General features: G+C 66.5%; 16 protein-coding genes and 1 tRNA gene. 5 read left to right on the forward strand and 12 right to left on the reverse strand.

Translation table 11 applies throughout. The features are described 5' to 3' along the window. Nucleotides 1-77: 77 nt before the first annotated feature. The 11 genes from AC56DV_RS12590 to pdxR all read right to left on the reverse strand — a co-directional run bounded on the left by AC56DV_RS12590 (nucleotide 78) and on the right by pdxR (nucleotide 12,509). Nucleotides 78-173, reverse strand: a tRNA-Sec gene (locus AC56DV_RS12590). Next, nucleotides 127-2,046: a selenocysteine-specific translation elongation factor gene (selB, locus tag AC56DV_RS12595; protein ID WP_496314614.1), complete on the reverse strand. Its 1,920-nt coding sequence runs from the start codon at nucleotides 2,044-2,046 to the stop codon at nucleotides 127-129. The genes AC56DV_RS12590 and selB overlap by 47 nt, the downstream gene beginning before the upstream one ends. Next, complete coding sequence (gene selA, locus AC56DV_RS12600) at nucleotides 2,043-3,506, reverse strand: L-seryl-tRNA(Sec) selenium transferase (RefSeq protein ID WP_496314615.1); 1,464 nt, start codon at nucleotides 3,504-3,506, stop codon at nucleotides 2,043-2,045. Before selA ends, selB begins: the two co-directional genes overlap by 4 nt. Continuing rightward, complete coding sequence (fdhE, locus tag AC56DV_RS12605) at nucleotides 3,503-4,516, reverse strand: formate dehydrogenase accessory protein FdhE (RefSeq protein ID WP_496314616.1); 1,014 nt, start codon at nucleotides 4,514-4,516, stop codon at nucleotides 3,503-3,505. The genes selA and fdhE overlap by 4 nt, the downstream gene beginning before the upstream one ends. 37 nt (nucleotides 4,517-4,553) lie before the next feature. Continuing rightward, complete coding sequence (locus tag AC56DV_RS12610) at nucleotides 4,554-5,192, reverse strand: formate dehydrogenase subunit gamma (RefSeq protein WP_496314728.1); 639 nt, start codon at nucleotides 5,190-5,192, stop codon at nucleotides 4,554-4,556. Further along, entirely contained in the window at nucleotides 5,185-6,108 is a 924-nt protein-coding gene (gene fdxH / locus AC56DV_RS12615) for a formate dehydrogenase subunit beta (RefSeq protein WP_496314617.1), read from the reverse strand. The genes AC56DV_RS12610 and fdxH overlap by 8 nt, the downstream gene beginning before the upstream one ends. A gap of 9 nt (nucleotides 6,109-6,117) precedes the next feature. Then, entirely contained in the window at nucleotides 6,118-9,189 is a 3,072-nt protein-coding gene (fdnG, locus tag AC56DV_RS12620) for a formate dehydrogenase-N subunit alpha (RefSeq protein ID WP_496314618.1), read from the reverse strand. 182 nt (nucleotides 9,190-9,371) lie between these two features. Beyond that, the gene (locus AC56DV_RS12625) at nucleotides 9,372-9,671 is read right to left on the reverse strand and encodes an antibiotic biosynthesis monooxygenase family protein (protein WP_496314619.1); all 300 of its coding nucleotides are present in this window, start codon (nucleotides 9,669-9,671) and stop codon (nucleotides 9,372-9,374) included. Continuing rightward, the gene (locus tag AC56DV_RS12630) at nucleotides 9,668-10,657 is read right to left on the reverse strand and encodes a zinc-dependent alcohol dehydrogenase family protein (protein WP_496314620.1); all 990 of its coding nucleotides are present in this window, start codon (nucleotides 10,655-10,657) and stop codon (nucleotides 9,668-9,670) included. The genes AC56DV_RS12625 and AC56DV_RS12630 overlap by 4 nt, the downstream gene beginning before the upstream one ends. A 63-nt stretch (nucleotides 10,658-10,720) precedes the next feature. Beyond that, nucleotides 10,721-11,023, reverse strand: coding sequence for an ArsR/SmtB family transcription factor (locus AC56DV_RS12635; RefSeq protein WP_496314621.1), 303 nt, complete (start codon nucleotides 11,021-11,023; stop codon nucleotides 10,721-10,723). Between the two features lie 52 nt (nucleotides 11,024-11,075). Further along, nucleotides 11,076-12,509 (reverse strand): MocR-like pyridoxine biosynthesis transcription factor PdxR, encoded by a 1,434-nt coding sequence (pdxR, locus tag AC56DV_RS12640; protein WP_496314622.1) that lies wholly within the window; start codon nucleotides 12,507-12,509, stop codon nucleotides 11,076-11,078. A 144-nt stretch (nucleotides 12,510-12,653) separates the two neighbouring features. On the opposite strand from pdxR, the gene AC56DV_RS12645 reads away from it, so the two are divergent. From AC56DV_RS12645 to AC56DV_RS12655, 3 genes are read left to right on the forward strand one after another with little or no spacing between them, the layout of a single operon-like run. Next, the gene (locus AC56DV_RS12645; RefSeq protein WP_496314623.1) at nucleotides 12,654-13,094 is read left to right on the forward strand and encodes a carboxymuconolactone decarboxylase family protein; all 441 of its coding nucleotides are present in this window, start codon (nucleotides 12,654-12,656) and stop codon (nucleotides 13,092-13,094) included. An 11-nt stretch (nucleotides 13,095-13,105) separates the two neighbouring features. After that, a complete protein-coding gene (locus AC56DV_RS12650; RefSeq protein WP_496314624.1) occupies nucleotides 13,106-13,552 on the forward strand; it encodes a cupin domain-containing protein in 447 nt (148 codons plus the stop codon). Nucleotides 13,553-13,573: 21 nt separating this feature from the next. After that, nucleotides 13,574-14,095, forward strand: coding sequence for a GNAT family N-acetyltransferase (locus tag AC56DV_RS12655; RefSeq protein WP_496314625.1), 522 nt, complete (start codon nucleotides 13,574-13,576; stop codon nucleotides 14,093-14,095). A gap of 2 nt (nucleotides 14,096-14,097) precedes the next feature. Here AC56DV_RS12655 and AC56DV_RS12660 read toward each other — a convergent pair whose 3' ends face one another. Next, nucleotides 14,098-14,652, reverse strand: a complete 555-nt coding sequence (locus AC56DV_RS12660) for a protein tyrosine phosphatase family protein (RefSeq protein ID WP_496314626.1) — start codon at nucleotides 14,650-14,652, stop codon at nucleotides 14,098-14,100. Nucleotides 14,653-14,917: 265 nt separating this feature from the next. On the opposite strand from AC56DV_RS12660, the gene AC56DV_RS12665 reads away from it, so the two are divergent. After that, complete coding sequence (locus AC56DV_RS12665) at nucleotides 14,918-16,156, forward strand: MFS transporter (RefSeq protein WP_496314627.1); 1,239 nt, start codon at nucleotides 14,918-14,920, stop codon at nucleotides 16,154-16,156. After that, complete coding sequence (locus AC56DV_RS12670) at nucleotides 16,153-16,821, forward strand: helix-turn-helix transcriptional regulator (protein ID WP_496314628.1); 669 nt, start codon at nucleotides 16,153-16,155, stop codon at nucleotides 16,819-16,821. The genes AC56DV_RS12665 and AC56DV_RS12670 overlap by 4 nt, the downstream gene beginning before the upstream one ends. Nucleotides 16,822-16,851 lie beyond the last annotated feature (30 nt).

The following is a 16,851-nucleotide window of genomic DNA, read 5'->3' on the forward strand; positions in this document are numbered from 1 at the left end:
GCAGCGCGCCGGCTGCACCTATGCGCAGGGCTATCTGCTGGGCCGGCCGATGCCGGCGCCGGTGCTGCTGGAAGTGATGGCGGAAGGCAGAAAGAGTCGAACTTACAGAGGAACGGCTGACGCCCCTCACCGGGTTTGAAGCCCGGCCCCGTCACCGGACGGGAATGCCTTCCTTGGACGCACCAGGTGAGTGTTGCGCACGCGCCGAGTATAGCCGACACGATCGAAATATTCCAACAGCTGTACCGCGCGCTTGCGCCCCAGGCCGGCCGCATCGCGGAAGCTGGCGGCCTGCGCCTCTTCCAGCGTGGCGACGATGTGCGCCAGTTCGGCCAGCGGGGCGGGGTGGTAGAACAGGTCCGGCACCACCTGGCTGACGGCGCCGGCCCGCGCCAGCTTGCGCAGCAGGCGGCGGGTGTCGTCTTCCGGCACGGCCAGCGTGGCGGCCAGGCTGCGCACCCAGGGCGGGTCGTAGCGGCCCGCCAGGAGTTCGGGCAGCAGGCGGTCCGCCAGCGCCTGTTCGGCGGCGCTCAGCTCCACGCTGTGGCCGGGCAGGTGCAGCGCGTTGCCGTGGCGGCGGATGGCGTCCTGCGCCAGCAGGGCGGAGATGGCGTGGCTCCATAGCTGGTCTTCGCAGTCCGGACTGGCGATGCGTTTCAGGCGCCACAGCTCGGGGCCGGTTTCGTCCGGAAAGCGGGCGTGGAAGTCGGCCAGCGAGGCCAGCGCGTGCTGCTGCAGCCGGGCCAGCGCTTCGTCGCCGACCAGCAGCTCGTCGCCGCCGTGCAGCGGAATGCGGTGCACGCCGGGCGGCACGCCGGCGTGCGCGGGCGGCAGCTGCGACAGCCGCACCAGGGCGCTCATGGGCAAGCCGTGCGGCGAGCAGGCCAGCAGGGCTGCGATATCGCGGCTGGCGGCGAAAGCGCCGAGGGCGTCCAGCCAGGCCAGGCGCGCGGGGCTGCGGCGCTTGCGCGCCGCGCCGAAGGGATCGAGCACCATGCCGCCGCCTATGGTTTGCGTGGCCTGCGCGTTGCGCAGCACGAAGCGGTCGCCGGGGACGGCGTGCACCTCCTGCTCGAACACCAGCTGGACGCGGGCGTTCTCTCCGGGCCGCGCGGCGTCCCCGTCCAGCGGAACCACATTGGCGGTGCGGTGCGCCGCGCCCAGGTGCACATGCACGGGCGACCATGCCTTGAGCGCGGCGCCGCTGCCGGGCAACAGCGTCAGCTCGGCGTCGATGCGGCAGGAGCAGGCGGCCAGCGCGGGGGCGACCACCCAGCTGCCGCGTTCAATGTCCTCGCGTGCGGCCCCGGCCAGGTTGAGCGCAAGGCGCTGGCCCGCCCGGCCTTCAGCGGCGGCGCGGTTCTGCGCATGGATGCTGCGCACGCGCACTTCGCGGCCGCCGGGCGCCAGCACCAGCGTATCGCCCACGGCCACGCTGCCGGCCAGCGCTGTGCCGGTGACGACGGTGCCCTGGCCGGACAGCGTGAACACGCGGTCCACGCCCAGGCGGAACAGGCGCTGCTCGTCGCGCGCCGGCAGCGCGCGCGAGGCGGCGGTGAGATGCAGCCGCAGCGCGGCCACGCCGGCGTCGCCGGAGACGGTGGCGGCGGTGGGGAACACGGGGCAGCCGGCGAAGGCGGTATCTTCCAGCAGAAGGCCGATCTCGGCCTGCAGCTGCTGCAGCCGTTCAGGCGTGGCGCGGTCCGCCTTGTTCAGCGCCACCGCGCCGCGCTGCACTCCCAGCAGGCGCAGGATAGCAAGGTGCTCCAGCGTCTGCGGCATGATGCCGTCGTCGGCGGCGATCACGAGCAGCGCGAAGTCGATGCCGGTGATGCCGGCGGCCATGGTGCGGATGAATTTCTCGTGGCCGGGAACGTCGATAATGCCGAGCACCACGCCATCCTCCAGCGGCGCGTAGGCGTAACCCAGCTCGATGGAAATGCCGCGTTCCTTTTCTTCCTTCAGGCGGTCGGTGTCAACGCCGGTGAGCGCGCGCGTGAGCGAGGTTTTGCCGTGGTCGATATGGCCTGCGGTGCCGACTATCATGGCCGCGGTTGCCGCAATTGCTGCAGTTGCTGGACAAAGATGTCGAGCTGCGCGTCCTCCAGGCAGCGCAGGTCCAGCCACAGGGTGTCGTTGGCGATGCGGCCGATGACGGGGCGGGGCAGGGTGCGCAGGCGTTTTTCCAGTGTGCCGAGCGGGTCGCCGGTGGCCTTGCCGTTCGTGCGCAATGCGCGGATCGCCACGCCGTGGCTGAGCAACTGGTCCACCGGCAGGGCGCCGCTGCCGATCTGGCTCAGCATCGGTTCGGCGGCCACGCTGTAGGCCTCGCCCAGCGCTTGCTGGAGCTGCGGCTGCAGGGCGTCCGCCAGCGCGCGCATGGCGGCGGCGGGGCGCGTGAGCAGGCGCAGGGTGGTCAGCCGTTCGGGCAGCAGGTCGGGCGCGCGGTACAGGGCCAGCACGGGTTCCAGCGCAGCCAGCGTGAGCTTGCCCACGCGCAGGGCGCGCTTCAGCGGGTTGCGCTTGATGGCGGCGATCAGGTCGGCGCGGCCGGCGATGATGCCGCACTGCGGTCCGCCGAGCAGCTTGTCGCCGCTGAAGGTCACCAGGTCGGCGCCGGCGGCGATGGTTTCGCGCACCGTGGTCTCGTGCGGCAGGCCGTACTGTTCCAGGTCCACCAGCGTGCCGCTGCCGAGGTCCACCGCCACCGGAATCTTGTGGCGGCGCGCCAGCGGCACCAGTTCGGGCAGGTCGACGGCCTTGGTGAAGCCGGTGATGGCGTAATTGCTGCAATGGACCTTCATCAGCAAGGCCGTGCTGTCGGCGATGGCGTTGCCGTAGTCGGCCAGGTGGGTGCGGTTGGTGCTGCCCACTTCGCGCAGCGTGGCGCCGGCGCGGGTCATGATGTCCGGGATGCGGAAGGCCCCGCCGATCTCCACCAGCTCGCCGCGCGAGACGATCACTTCGCGGCCCATGGCGAGGGTGTTGAGCATCAGCAGGACGGCGGCGGCGTTGTTGTTGACCACCGTGGCCGCTTCGGCGCCGGTCAGCTCGCGCAGCAGTTCTTCCACCAGGTTGTCGCGGTCGCCGCGCTTGCCGGTGTCGATGTCCCATTCCAGGTTCATCGGCCAGCGCAGCGCTTCGGCCACCGCTTGCACGGCGCTGTCGGGCAGCAGGGCGCGGCCCAGGTTGGTGTGCAGGACGGTGCCGGTGAGGTTGAAGACCGGGCGCAGGGCGGAGCGGTTGCTGCGTTCGAGGCGGGCGGCCAGGCGGGCGATGACCGAGGCGATGTCTGCAGCGGCAGCGGCACCGGCGTCGGCATTTGCGGCGGCGCCGAGCGAGCAGGCGCGCAGTTCAGCCAGCAGGGTGCGCAGTGCGGCGGTGGTTTGTTCGCGCCCGTACTGGGCGAGCAGCGCCTGGCAGGCGGCGTCGGACAGCACGCGGTGCACGGCGGGCAGGCGCACGGCGCGGCCGGTGACAGGCTTGCTGTCGGCCGGGGCGCTCATTCGGAACCGAACCACAGCAGGGGATTGACACTGCCGCGCGCATAGCCGGCTTCCGACACCAGCACGTCCAGCGCCAGGCTGGCCAGGTCGTCGGCCAGCGGTTCGACCATGAAGTCGTGCTCCTGGTTGAAGATCTTGCGGTAGCTGCGGCAGTCATCGCAGGTCTCGGCGCGGGCCACGCGCGACGGATCCTGGGCTTTGTTGATGGGCGCGGCATCGGCGTCGAGGCCGATATTCGCATCGGCATCGGCACCGGCCGGGGTCAGGCTCTGGTAGGCGATGCGGGCGTTCTTCTCGCAGCAGCTGCACTTCACCCGCACCATGTGCCATTCGCTGGCGCAGATGGCGCAGTGCAAATAGCGGTAGCCTTGCGCCTGCCCGCCGATGCGGATCACGCTGGCCACCGGGTGCGAGCCGCAGACGGGGCACAGGGTACCGGTGACGGGCGGCTGGACGCGGCTGGCATCCAGCTGGCTGGCGTGCGCGGCCCATAGCACCTGCAGCGCGGCGGCCACAAAAGGCGCGTGCAGGGGATTGATGCCCTCGCCGAATTCGGCCAGCACCGCGTCCGCGCAGCCTTCCAGGTCGGCGTCGGACAGCGCGCGCAGGCCGGCCAGCGTTGCGGCCAGTTGCGGCTGGCCGCTGGCGGCGGCGTCCAGCCGGTCCAGCAGCGCCAAATAGATAGCCCGCCAGCCGGCGGGACGCGGGCCGGAAACGGGCAGCGGCGGCATGTTGTGGGCCAGGGCGGTCTCCATGGCGTCGGAGGACGGCAGCGGCGGAATGGCGGCCGCCGATATTGCGGCCTGGGCGTCGGCGAGGGCGGCCATCAGGTACAGGTAGCCGTGCAGCGAGTCGGGGGCAGGGATGCCGGGCACGTTGCCGTCGGCGAGCTGGCGCAGGCGCGCGGCGCGGGCGGGGAACAGCACGCCCGGCTGCGGCAACACCAGGCGCGGAATGGTGTTATGGTCCAGCGATTCGATCTCGCCGGGGGACAGAAGGCGTTGTACCAAGTAAGTCCTCTCGTCTGCGTATTTAATCCATTCTAATCTAGTCCCGCTGCTTGCGCGCCACTTCCTCGAACCAGCGCCGGTGGTGCTTGCGCGCCCACCCGTAAGTGACTGTTCCGCGCACCATCGCCCCTACGGAACCTTTCACCCAGAAGCCCGCATACACGTGGATCACGATCGCCACGATGATAACGAAAGCGCAGAACGCGTGTAGCAGCGCTGCAAAGCGCACCAGGCCGATCGGGAAGTAGAACGAGAAATACTCGCGCCAGATCACGATACCGGACAGGATCAGCCCCACCATGCACGCGATCAGCACGAAGAACAGCAGCTTCTGTCCCGCGTTGTAGCGCCCGACAGGCGGCACCTTCTCCTCGTGCAGCGTCATCACGTCCGTGGCGCCTTTTAACCACTCCCTGTCGCCGGGCTCGAAGCGGTTGTGATGCCAGAATCGCACCACCAGCAGGCCGAAGGACACCGCCATCACCACCCCGATGAAGGGATGCAGGATGCGCGTCCACTGCCCGCCGCCCAGGAACACCGCCATCCACGCGGTGGCCGGATGGAACATGGCCAGCCCAGACACGGCCAGCAGCACGAAGCAGATCGCCGTGACCCAATGGTTGCTGCGTTCATTCGCGTTGTAGCGCTCGATGAGCGGATTGCCGTCTTTATCGATTCTCATTTTGGCTCTCCTTGATGCGGTTGGCCTCGTGCAGCGCCTCCGCCTCCTCCTCCCGGCTCACTTCATTCGGCCCCACGCGGCTGTAGTGGAACCACCCGGCCAGCGCGGTGACGGCGATGCCGGCCAGCGCGAGCGGCTTGGTCAGCCCCTTCCACAGGCCAACCATCGGGCTGATGGACGGGTTGGCGGGCAGGTTGTGATACAGCCCCGGACGGTCCGCATGGTGCAGCACATACATCACGTGCGTGCCGCCCACGCCTGCCGGGTCGTACAGGCCGGCCTGCGCAAAGCCGCGCGACTTCAGGTCTTCCACCCGCTCGGCCGCGTGCAGCTGCATGTCCTCCTTGGTGCCGAACACGATGGCGCCGGTAGGGCAGGTCTTCACGCAGGCCGGTTCCTGGCCCACCGCCACCCGGTCCGAGCACAGCGTGCACTTGTAGGCGCGGCTGTCCTTCTTGGAGATGCGCGGCACGTCGAACGGACAGCCCGCCACGCAGTAGCCGCAGCCGATGCAGTTCTCCTGGTGGAAGTCGACGATGCCGTTGGTGTACTGCACGATGGCGCCCGGCGCCGGGCAGGCTTTCAGGCAGCCCGGGTCCTCGCAGTGCATGCAGCCGTCCTTGCGGATCAGCCATTCCAGGTTGCCGTCCTTTTCCTCATGCTCGGTAAAGCGCATCACGGTCCAGGACTGCGGCGTCAGGTCGCGCGGATTGTCGTACTCGCCGTTGGTGTCGCCCACATCGTCGCGCAGGTCGTTCCATTCCATGCAGGCGGTCTGGCAAGCCTTGCAGCCGATGCACTTCGACACGTCGATCAGCTTGGCCACGGTGCCGGTGACGGGGCTGCGCGCCGCCGGCTCCTGCACCGTGGTGGCCGACATGCGCTTGATATCCAATGATTGCAGTGCCATGCCGTTCTCCTAAGCTTTCTCCACCTTCACCAGGAAGGACTTGTACTCCGGCGTTTGCGTGTTCGCGTCCCCCACCGACGGCGTCAGCGTGTTGATCAAATAGCCGGGACGGGTCACGCCCTTGAACCCGAAGTGCAGCGGCAGACCCACGGTATGGGTCTTCTTGCCCTCGATGGTGAGCGCCTTGATGCGCTTGGTGACCACCGCCTTGGCGACGATCTGCCCGCGCCGGGACGACACCTTGACCATGCCGCCGTTGGGCACACCGAGTTCCTTGGCCAGGTCCTCGCCGATTTCCACGAACTGCTCCGGCTGGGTAATGGCGTTCAGGCGCGCGTGCTTGGTCCAGAAGTGGAAGTGCTCGGTGAGCCGGTAGCTGGTGGCCACGTGCGGGAAGTCTGTGTGCGTGCCCAGCTTGGCACGGTCGTCCTTGAACATGCGCGCCGCCGGGTTGCTGGTGGCGCGCGGATTCTTCGGATGCAGCGGGTTGTAGCCGAGCGGATTCTCGAACGGCTCGTAGTGCTCGGGGAAGGGGCCTTCGCCCATGCCGGCGCGGGCGAAGAAGCGCGCCACGCCCTCGGCCAGCATGATGAAGGGGCCCATGCCGTTTTCGGGCGGCTCGTCCACCTTGAAGTCCGGCACGTCCGCGCCGCCCCAGGCGGTGCCGTTCCAGGCCACCAGCTTGCGGGTGGGATCGAACGGCTTGCCCTGGGTGTCGGCGGAGGCGCGGTTGTACAGCACGCGGCGGTTGGCCGGCCAGGCCCAGGCCCAGTTCAGCGTCTGGCCGATGCCGGTCGGGTCGCTATTGTCGCGCCGTCCCATCTGGTTGCCGGCCTGCGTCCAGCAGCCGGCGAAGATCCAGCAGCCGCAGGCGGTGGAGCCGTCGTCGCGCAGCTGCGCGAAGCCGGCCAGCTGCTCGCCTTTCTTCACCAGCACCTTGGTGGCGTCCTTGGGATCGGTCACCTCGGCCAGCGCCTTGCCGTTGTACTCCATCGCCAGTTCCTCCGGCGTGGGGCTGAAGGGCTGCGCGTAAGGCCAGGTCAGGTTGACGATAGGGTCGGGGAACTTGCCGCCCTCGGTCTGGTACATTTTCCGCATGCGCAGGAAGATGCCGGACATGATCTCCAGGTCGCTGCGCGTCTGCCACGGCGGCTCGGCGCCTTGCCAGTGCCATTGCAGCACGCGCGAAGAACTGACCAGCGAGCCGCGCTCCTCGGCGAAGCAGGTGGTGGGCAGGCGGAACACCTCGGTCTGGACCTGCGCCGGATCCACCTTGTGGAACTCGCCGTGCGGCTTCCAGAATTCGGCCGTCTCCACCGCCAGCGGGTCCATCACCACCAGGAACTTCAGCTTCGACAGCGCCTCCGTCACCTTCTGCTTGTCCGGCGCGGACGCCAGCACGTTGAAGCCCTGGCAGATGTAGCCGTTCATTTTCCCCTGGTGCATGAGCTCGAACGCCTGCAACAGGTCGTAAGGCTTGTCCAGCTTGGGCAGGTAGTCGAAGGCCCAGTTGTTCTCCGCCGTCGCCGCCGCACCCCACCAGGCCTTCATCAGGCTCACGTGGAACTTGCGGTAATTGCTCCAGTAGCTGAGCTGGTTCGGCCGCAAGGGTTTCAGGGCGCGCGCGTTGATGTAGCCTTCCAGGTCCTGCTCCGCCTCGTTCGGCAAGGTCATATAGCCGGGCAGCAGGTTGGACATCAGCCCCAGGTCGGTCAGGCCCTGGATGTTGGAGTGGCCGCGCAGCGCGTTCATGCCGCCGCCCGCGATGCCGATATTCCCCAGCAGGAGCTGCATCATGGCGCCCAGGCGCAGGGTTTGCGCGCCGGTGGTGTGCTGGGTCCAGCCCAGCGCGTACAGGATGGTGCCTGCGCGGCCCGGCACCGCCGTGGAGGCCAGCATGTCCGCCACTTTCTGGAACTTGTCCTTCGGGACGCCGCACACGCGCTCCACCAGCTCGGGCGTGTAGCGCGAGTAGTGCGTCTTCATCAGCTGGTACACGCAGCGCGGATGCTGCAGCGTCGGATCGACCTTGGCGTAGCCGTCCTCGCCTTTCTCGTAGTCCCAGCTGGTCTTGTCGGCGTACTTGCCGGTGGCCTCGTCATAGCCCGAGTACAGGCCGTCGTTCAGCGCAAAGTCCTCGCGCACGATAAAGGGCATGTCGGTGTAGTTCACCACGTACTCGCGCTGGATCTTGTCCGCCGTGAGCAGGTAGTTGATCACCGCGCCCAGGAACACGATGTCCGTGCCGGTGCGCGTGGCCACGTAGTAGTCGGCCACCGAAGCGGTGCGGGTAAAGCGCGGATCGACCACGATCAGCTGCGCCTTGCGGTGCGCCTTGGCCTCGGTCACCCATTTGAAACCGCAAGGGTGGGCCTCGGCAGCGTTGCCGCCCATGACAAGAATTACATCAGCATTGCGGATATCGACCCAGTGATTCGTCATCGCTCCACGGCCAAACGTCGGGGCAAGACCTGCCACCGTCGGACCATGTCATACACGCGCCTGGTTATCGAATGCCAGCATGCCGAGACTGCGCATGGTTTTGTGGGTCAGGTAGCCGACCTCGTTGCTCGACGCCGACGCCGCCAGCATGCCGGTGGAAAGCCAGCGGTTGACGGTTTTGCCATCCTCAGTTTTCTCGATGAAGTTGGCGTCGCGGTCCTGCTTCATCAGCTTGGCGATGCGGTCCAGCGCATCGTCCCACGACAACTGCTTCCATTCCGACGAGCCGGGCGCGCGGTACTCAGGCACCTTGAGGCGGTTCGGGCTCTGGATAAAGTCGATCAGGCTGGCGCCCTTGGGGCACAGCGTGCCGCGGTTGACCGGGTGGTCGGCGTCGCCCTCGATGTGGATGATGCGCGCCGCCGCGTTCTTCGCGCCGTCGCCCAGTCCGTACATCAGGATCCCGCAGCCCACCGAGCAGTAGGGACAGGTGTTGCGGGTTTCTGTGGTGCGCAGCAGCTTGTACTGCCGCACCTCGGCGAGCGCCGGGGTAGGGGCGAAGCCGAGCGCAGCAATGCTCGAACCCGCCAAGGTAGCGCCTGTTACCCGTAGGAACTGGCGCCGCGACATCTGGTGCATGGAGGCCTCCATCATCGTCCTGAATGTCTGAGTAGTGTAGCACTTGATAAGAATCAAGGATTGTTGGAATTGTATCGGGGATGTATCTGTTGCTTTTGTGGCATGATGAGGATAGTGGGAGGCAGCGGAGGGGTTAGTAGCTTTTAGTAAAACCCCTCCATGAGACCACCATGGGAATCTGCTTAGGGGAGAGGTGTCGCCCCTTCAATATGGTAGACCCTTGGTTCGTCCGAAAAATACTCCTGCAAGCCCATCATGAACACCCGATGGTCTTCGCTCGCTTCGAAACCCGGCGTGTGATCCTCGAGTGAATCCCACCGCACGATCAGATTGAATTCATGGGGTTTTTCGATCCCTTGCGCGAGCAAGTGGCCGCAGTAACCCTTTGCGCGGATGAGCAAAGGGGCGACTTCGGCAAATGCCCGCTTGAACGATTCAATGTGTTCAGCGTGAACGGGGAGCAGGGCGATCTCATAAATCATGGCAATTCCTTCTTGAGATGGGCCAACGGCCCGACTGCGATCGCGATTTTGCCTTGGAGGCCATTGTCGCGGCTTTCCAGCCGCGCATGGGCGAGCGGGATCTCGGCCAGCGAATAGACGGCGCCGACGTGCGGCCGCAGCTGGCCGCGCTCTATCAATGCGCTCAACTCGTCAAGCTTGCCCCGGTTCTGCCGGGTGAACACAAAGTGATAGCTGGCGTTCTTGCCCCAGGCTTGCACCAGGTTCTGCGGCTGCGCAATGTCCACAATCGAGACAACGCGGCCCAGCTGTGCCAGCGCGTCGGGACTGCGCGCCAATGTGCTGCCGCCGATGGTGTCGAACACGACATCGACTCCGTGCCCGCCCGTTTCCCGCATGATGGCGTCGACATAATCTTCCTTTTCGTAGTCGATGACCACGTCGGCACCCATGCTTCGCGCGAACTCGAAGTTTGCTTCGCGCACGGTCGTGAACACCTTTGCGCCGATGGCTTTTGCGAGCTGGATCGCCACATGGCCGACGCCTCCGGCGCCGCCATGTATCAGGATGCTTTCGCCCACCCTGAGCGCGGCGCGCACGACCAGTGCTTCCCACGCCGTGCCGCCAACCAGGGTCAGGCTTGCCGCCTCCAGATGGCTCAACGAGGCAGGCTTCCTGCCGACGATGCTTTCGGCCGCAACGTGGTACTCGGCATAGCTCCCCGGACCGTCGAAAATCTGCGGGGTGTACCAGACCTCGTCTCCTGGGACGAATGCCTTCACACCCGGCCCGACTTCTTCGACCACGCCGGATACGTCGTGGCCGGTAATCGAAGGCAGGGGCACGTAGTCGGGGTAATCGCCGCGCCGGACCTGGTAGTCCAGCGGATTGATCGAGGTGGCATGGACCCTGACCAGGACCTGTCCCGCCTGCGGAACTGGCTTGGGCACGTCGGAAAACTCGAATGATTCGGGGCCGCCAAATGCTTTAAGTGTCATCGCTTTCATTGTGTGTCCTTATTTCGTTAAAAAGGGATATCGAGAATTATCGATATGAAGTGGCAAAAAAATTTACAGCTCTTTCCCTAGCACCTCGGCAAGGGCATTGATGGTTGCTTCGTTCCGCTTGTAGTACGTCCACTGGCCGATGCGCCTGACTTCGACCAGGCCTGCCCGTTGCAGCGTCGCCAGGTAACTGGACACGGTGGACTGCGACAGTCCGACGCCTTCCTGAATACTGCTGACGCAGACTCCAACCGTCTCGACGTCCCCTTCATCCTGGGGAGGGAAGTACTTCGCGGGTTCCTTCAAACCTCTCAAGATGTCGAGGCGTGTGCGGTTTGAGAGGGCTTTGAATATTTCGAGCAGGTCCATAAACCACAGTATATCGATATTTTTCGATATGTCAATGCGAAATTTTTCCGGGCTATCCCATCTCAATCAAAATGTCCCGCACGCGGGTCAGGGCGGGCTCGATGTCCAGCGTGTCGATGGCGCCGTAGCCGAGGAACAGGCCTTGCTGCGGCGGCTGGTCGGCGTAGAAGTCGGCCAGCCGGTACAGTCCCACTTCGGCGCGGCGCGCGAGGCGCAGCAGCAGGTCGATGTCAACCTGGCGCTTGCACAGCGCCGCCAGGTGGAAGCCCGCTTCGGCCGGCACCAGCTCGAACCATCGCGCCAGCAGCGTGGCGAACAGCGTCTGCAGGCGCTCGCGCCGCGTGGCGTAAATGCCGTGGCAGCGGCGGATGTGCTTTTGCAGGTAGCCGTCGCCGATGAACTTGGCCAGCGCGTGCTGGTTCATGGTGTTGGTGTGCCAGTCCGTCAGATGCTTGACCGTCAGCGTGGCGTTCAGCAGCGTCTCCGGCAGCACCATGTAGCCCAGCCTCAGCTCCGGCAGCATCACCTTCGAGAAGGTGCCGACGAAGACCACGATGCCGTGGGTGTCCATGCTTTGCAGCGCGTCCGTGGGCCGGCCTTCGTAGCGGAACTCGCTGTCGTAGTCGTCCTCGATGATGATGGCGCCGATGTCGCGCGCGCGGGCCAGCAGGGCGCGGCGGCGCGCCACGCTCATCGGCATCCCGAGCGGGAATTGGTGCGCGGGCGTGACGTAGATCAGCCGCGTGCCGTCCGGTATGCGTTCCACGATGATGCCTTCGTCGTCCACCGGTATGCCCACCACCTGCGCGCCCTGGCTGGTGAACAGGCCGCGCGCGGCGGGGTAGCCGGGCTCTTCCACCGCCACTACGCAGCCTGGCTCCAGCAGCACGCGGCCCAGCAAGTCCAGCGCCTGCTGCGCGCCGTTGGTCACCACTACGTTGGCGGGCGTGCACGCCACGCCGCGCGCGTAGGCGATGTGGCGCGCGATGGCTTCGCGCAGCACCGGCAAGCCTTCCGCGTCGCCGTAGCGGCCGCGCAGCATCGGGTCCTGGCGCAGGGCGTGCGTGACGCAGCGGCGCCATTGGTCCATCGGGAAGTGGCTGGGCGTGGTGCCGCCGCCGATGAACTCGTAGCGCGAGCGCCCTTCCGGCAGCGGGTGGCGCAGCGGCGTGGGCATGCTGTCCCATTTGCGCACGATGTCCGCGCTGGCCAGGCCGCTGCGGTCCATGTGCTGCGGACGCGGCGACGCCGGCGCCTGCACGAAGCTGCCCGCGCCCACGCGGCCCAGCACCAGCTTGTCCAGCGTCAGCCGGCTATAGGCTTCGGCCACGGTCTTGCGCGACAGGCCAAGCTGCCCGGCCAGCAGGCGGGTAGGGGGCAGCTGCTGGCCGGGCGCCAGCCGCCCGCTGCGGATCGCGTCCGACAGTTGGCGGTAAAGCTGCCCGGTGAGGTCTTTGCGGCCTTCGATAACGATGTGGAGTTCCATGGATAGCAAGGCTGCCCGGATTCGCACGGCTTGGCAAGGGATTGGACTCTTGGCCTGCTCAATTTGACTGGAATTGGCACCCTGTGGCGCCGGTTCACGCTCCTAAAATGGTCTCACTGAACAACACATTGAAGGAACAGCAAAATGCACCCACGTATCGATTTTTACGCCGCCAACCCGGACGCCCTGAAAGCCATGATCGCGCTGGAAGTGGCGGTCGGCAAGCTGGGGCTGGAGCCGCCGCTGGTGGAACTGATCAAGCTGCGCGCCTCGCAGATCAACGGCTGCGCCTTCTGCGTGGACCTGCATACCAGCGACATGCGCAAGGCCGGTGAAACGGAGCGCCGCCTGAGCGGCCTGGTGGTGTGGGAAGAAACGCCGTTCTTCACCGCCCGCGAACGCGCCGCGCTGGCCTGGACCGAGGCGCTGACCCGCATCGCCGACACGCGCGCGCCGGACGCGGTCTACGCTGAACTGGCCGAGCACTTCACGCCAGCCGAGATGGTGGCCGTGACCATGGCCATCAATACCATCAATAGCTGGAACCGGTTGGCAATCGGCTTCCGCAAAGCACCAACCCTGTAAGGAGCGCCACCATGCAACGTCGATCCATATCCATGACTGCGGTGGCGGCCGCCGCAGTCGCCGCGCTGTCGCTGCCGCTGGTCGCGGGCGCCCACGAAGGCCACGCCGAAAAGGATGCCGCCACCGGCAAGGAAAAGCTGGGCGTCCTGCAGCACCTGCCGCTGCCGGACGCGCCGGGCAAGCACGGCGTGCTGATGACGGTGACCTACGCTCCCGGCCAGGCTTCCAATCCGCACCGCCATCCGGGCTCCGTGTTCGCCTACGTGATGGAGGGGGCGGTGGTGTCGCAGCTGGGCGACGGCAAGCCCGTGACCTACAAGCAGGGTGATTCCTGGTACGAAACGCCGCTGATCGAGCATGCCGTGTCGCGCAACGCCAGCGCCACCAAGCCGGCCAGGCTGCTGGTCTACATGATGCTGGGCGAGGGCGATCCTCCGGTTCTTCCGCTGGACAAGTAGAGGTGTCGCTATAATCGGCGGATGACCGAAACCAGCCAGCTATGCCTTCCCTCCATCTTGCCCGTCCTGCGGGGCGAGCGGCTCGTCCTCCGAGCCATGGCGGACAGCGATGCGGGGGCCCTGTTCGATATCTACGGCGACCCGCAGGTCATGAAATACACGGACGAGGCGCCGTTCCCTGGCCTGGATACGGTAGGGCTGATGCTCAAGAGCGTGCGCAGCCTCCTTGTCAGGGGCCAGTCCCTTGAATGGGCGGTTGCCTTGCGCGATGGGGGCCAGATGGTCGGCACCTGCGGCCTGCATAGCTTCGACAGCGCATTGCGGAGGGCGGAAGTGGGTTGCTTGCTAAAGCGCTCCGCCTGGGGCAACGGCTATATGTCGGAAGCCCTTGGCCTGTTGGCGGATTTCGCTGAAGACGTGCTGCGCCTGAACTGCTTAGTGGCGGACGTGGCGGTCGAAAACAGCCAGGCGCGGCGCCTGTTCAACAAACTCGGCTACCGGCAAGCGCGCGAGGGCATGCTGGAAATCGATCTGCACGCGTGAGGTCAGTACGGTTCGAACGCTATCCCCGCCTTGCGCAGTTGGGATGTCAGCAGCCGGTTCCAGGGCCCCCGGGGCGACCAGACCCGCGCCACCGCCTGGTAGGCCTGCTCCGGTGGCTCCCGCTCTTTGATCACCCGGTACAGGAACGTGAAGGTGGAGGCGCGCATATTGACTTGGCAATGGACCAGCACCTTCATGTCCCGAAACCGGTCCATCGCCTCGACGAACTGTTCGAAGTCGGCTTCGGTGGGATCTCCGAACGGGATAGGGATGTTGACGAATTCCAGCCCCTGGCGCCGGATCGTTTCCGCCTCGCCGGCAATGGCGTCGGGGACTGTGGGCGGCGCAAGGTAGATGACGGCCTGGAAGCCTTGGTTGGCGAGCCGGGCGAGGGAGGCGGCAGTCGGCTGGCCCGATGTCACGATCCTCGGCGAGATGGCAACCACGTTCGGCGCCTGGATGCCCTGCTCTTCGGCCCGCGCCTGCGTGGCGGCCAGCGCCGAAATCAGCACGGCGATCGCGATCAAAATGCTGCCGGGTAGCCTGTCAATGCGCATGCGGTGTGCCTTCACGAATTAAAAAATGGTGGAACTGTCTTGCCACGCGCAAGCTCCGCAAAACGCGATCTGCTGGCGGTCGCGCATGCACAGCTTCCAGTCGCTCATCGTATTGCCGGACCGGTTCGATACCGGGATTGTACGGCTCCTGTGCCGCAATTGTCCTGCCGCCAATCAACTTACGCAGCAATATAAGTAAACAATATTGTTTACTTATGGCTGGCGCGCAAGTATATTGATGGGACTTTAGCAACCCGAGAACACCATGAAAAATGCGCTGCTGATCACCGCCGCCTGCCTGCTGGCCCTGCTGTCCACCATCGGAGCCTCGCTCCCATATCCCATTTTGCCGCCGCTATTCGCGTCCGGCGCCGAATCCGGCCTGAATCAGTTCTTCGGCCTGCCGCCCAAGCTGCTGTTCAGCGTGGCGGTGATGATCAATCCCCTCGGCCTGCTGATCGGTTCCGCAGTGCTCGGCGCGCTGTCGGACCGTTATGGCCGCCGCCCGGTCCTGCTGGCCACCGGCCTTGGCGCCGCCGCCGGCCACGCGTTGACGGCCGGCGCCATGATGCTCGAATCCTACCCGCTGTTCCTGGCGGCCCGCTTCGCCACCGGTCTGCTCGAAGGTAACGGCGCGGTGGCGCGCGCCATGCTGGCCGAGCGGCTGCAAGGGCCGCTGCGCAACCGCGCCATCGGCTGGCTGAACGGCGCCTTCCACTTCGGCTGGCTGGCCGGTCCGCTGCTGGGCGGCCTCACGGTGGGCTACGGCCTGACGGTGCCGTTCTGGATTGCCGCCGGCGCGCTGCTGGCGGTGGCGCTGGTGGTGATGGCGGTGCTGCCGCGCGAGGCGCCGTCCACGCTCACCACCTCGTGGTGGCAGGTGGCGCGCGACCGCCATTCCCTCAACCTGCTCAAGCACGCCGAACTGCGCACGCTGTTCAAGATCCAGCTGGCGGTCACCTGCGGCGTGACGGCGTTCTACGAGTTCTATCCGCTGTGGCTGGTGGAAGTGGGGCGCTACGACGCGCAGGGCATCGCCGCCATCAACGTCGGCCTGTGCGGGCTGATGACGCTGTCCTCGCTGTTTTCCGGGCGTCCCAGCGCCACCGCGCCGCTCAAGCGCGCGTCCTTGCATGCATTCGGCATCGCTTGCGCGGTGGGGCTGGTCGCGCTGGGCAACCTGTGGCTGGGCCTGGTAGGCATCGTGCTGTTCGGCCTGCCGAATTCCTTTTACAACGCGGTGGTGCAGAACTGGGCCGCCGACCGTTTCGGCGCGCACGGGCAGGGCGCGGTCATGGGACTGTTGTCGACGACTTTCTGCCTGGCGAATATACTGATGGCGCTTGCGGGCGCGGTGCTGACGCTGATCGACACCCGCCTGGTGCTGCTGCTGGGCGCCGCGCTGAGCGCCGCCGCCGGCTGGCACCTGCATGCATGGCGCTTGCGGCTGCCCGCCGGCGCCGCTGCGGCCACCCCGATGACTCTGACGAAAACGCCCGAATGAACACTGCCGACAACGTACTTTTCCTGCTCAAGACGCGCGGCCCGCAAACCGCGCAGAAGCTCGCCGAGCTGCTCGACCTGACGTCCATGGGCGCGCGCCGGCAGCTGGAATCGGCGCAGGAAAAGGGCCTGGTCGGCTTCGAGGACGTGGCCGACAAGGTGGGGCGGCCGTCGCGCCGCTGGCACCTCACCGAGGCCGGCCACGCGCGCTTCCCGGACCGCCACGCCGACCTCACGCTGCAGATGATCCAGCAGGTGCGCGCGCTGTTCGGCGAGGAGGGCATGGACAAACTGATCGCCGCGCGCGAGCAGGAAAGCGAGGCCGTCTACCAGGCGGCGCTGGCGGAGGCCGAAGCGGATGCGGAAGCGGCCACGCCGCAAGCCGCGCCGCAGCAGGCCCTCGCTGTCCGCGTGCAAGCCCTGGCGCACGCGCGCGACGCCGAAGGCTATATGGCCGAGACCGAAGTCCAGCCCGACGGCAGCCTGCTGCTGATCGAAAACCATTGCCCCATCTGCGCCGCCGCCACCAGCTGCCAGGGCTTCTGCCGCTCCGAGCTGCAGGTGTTCCAGCGCGTGCTGGGCGAGGGCTGCCAGGTCGAGCGCGCCGAGCACTTGCTGTCCGGCGCGCGCCGCTGCGTTTACGTTATCCGCCAGATAACTAACTAGCAAAAATAAAGTTGTTTAGTGACACGATTG

Source organism: Massilia sp. BGA-UO-ETr-WB1, from assembly GCF_059567845.1.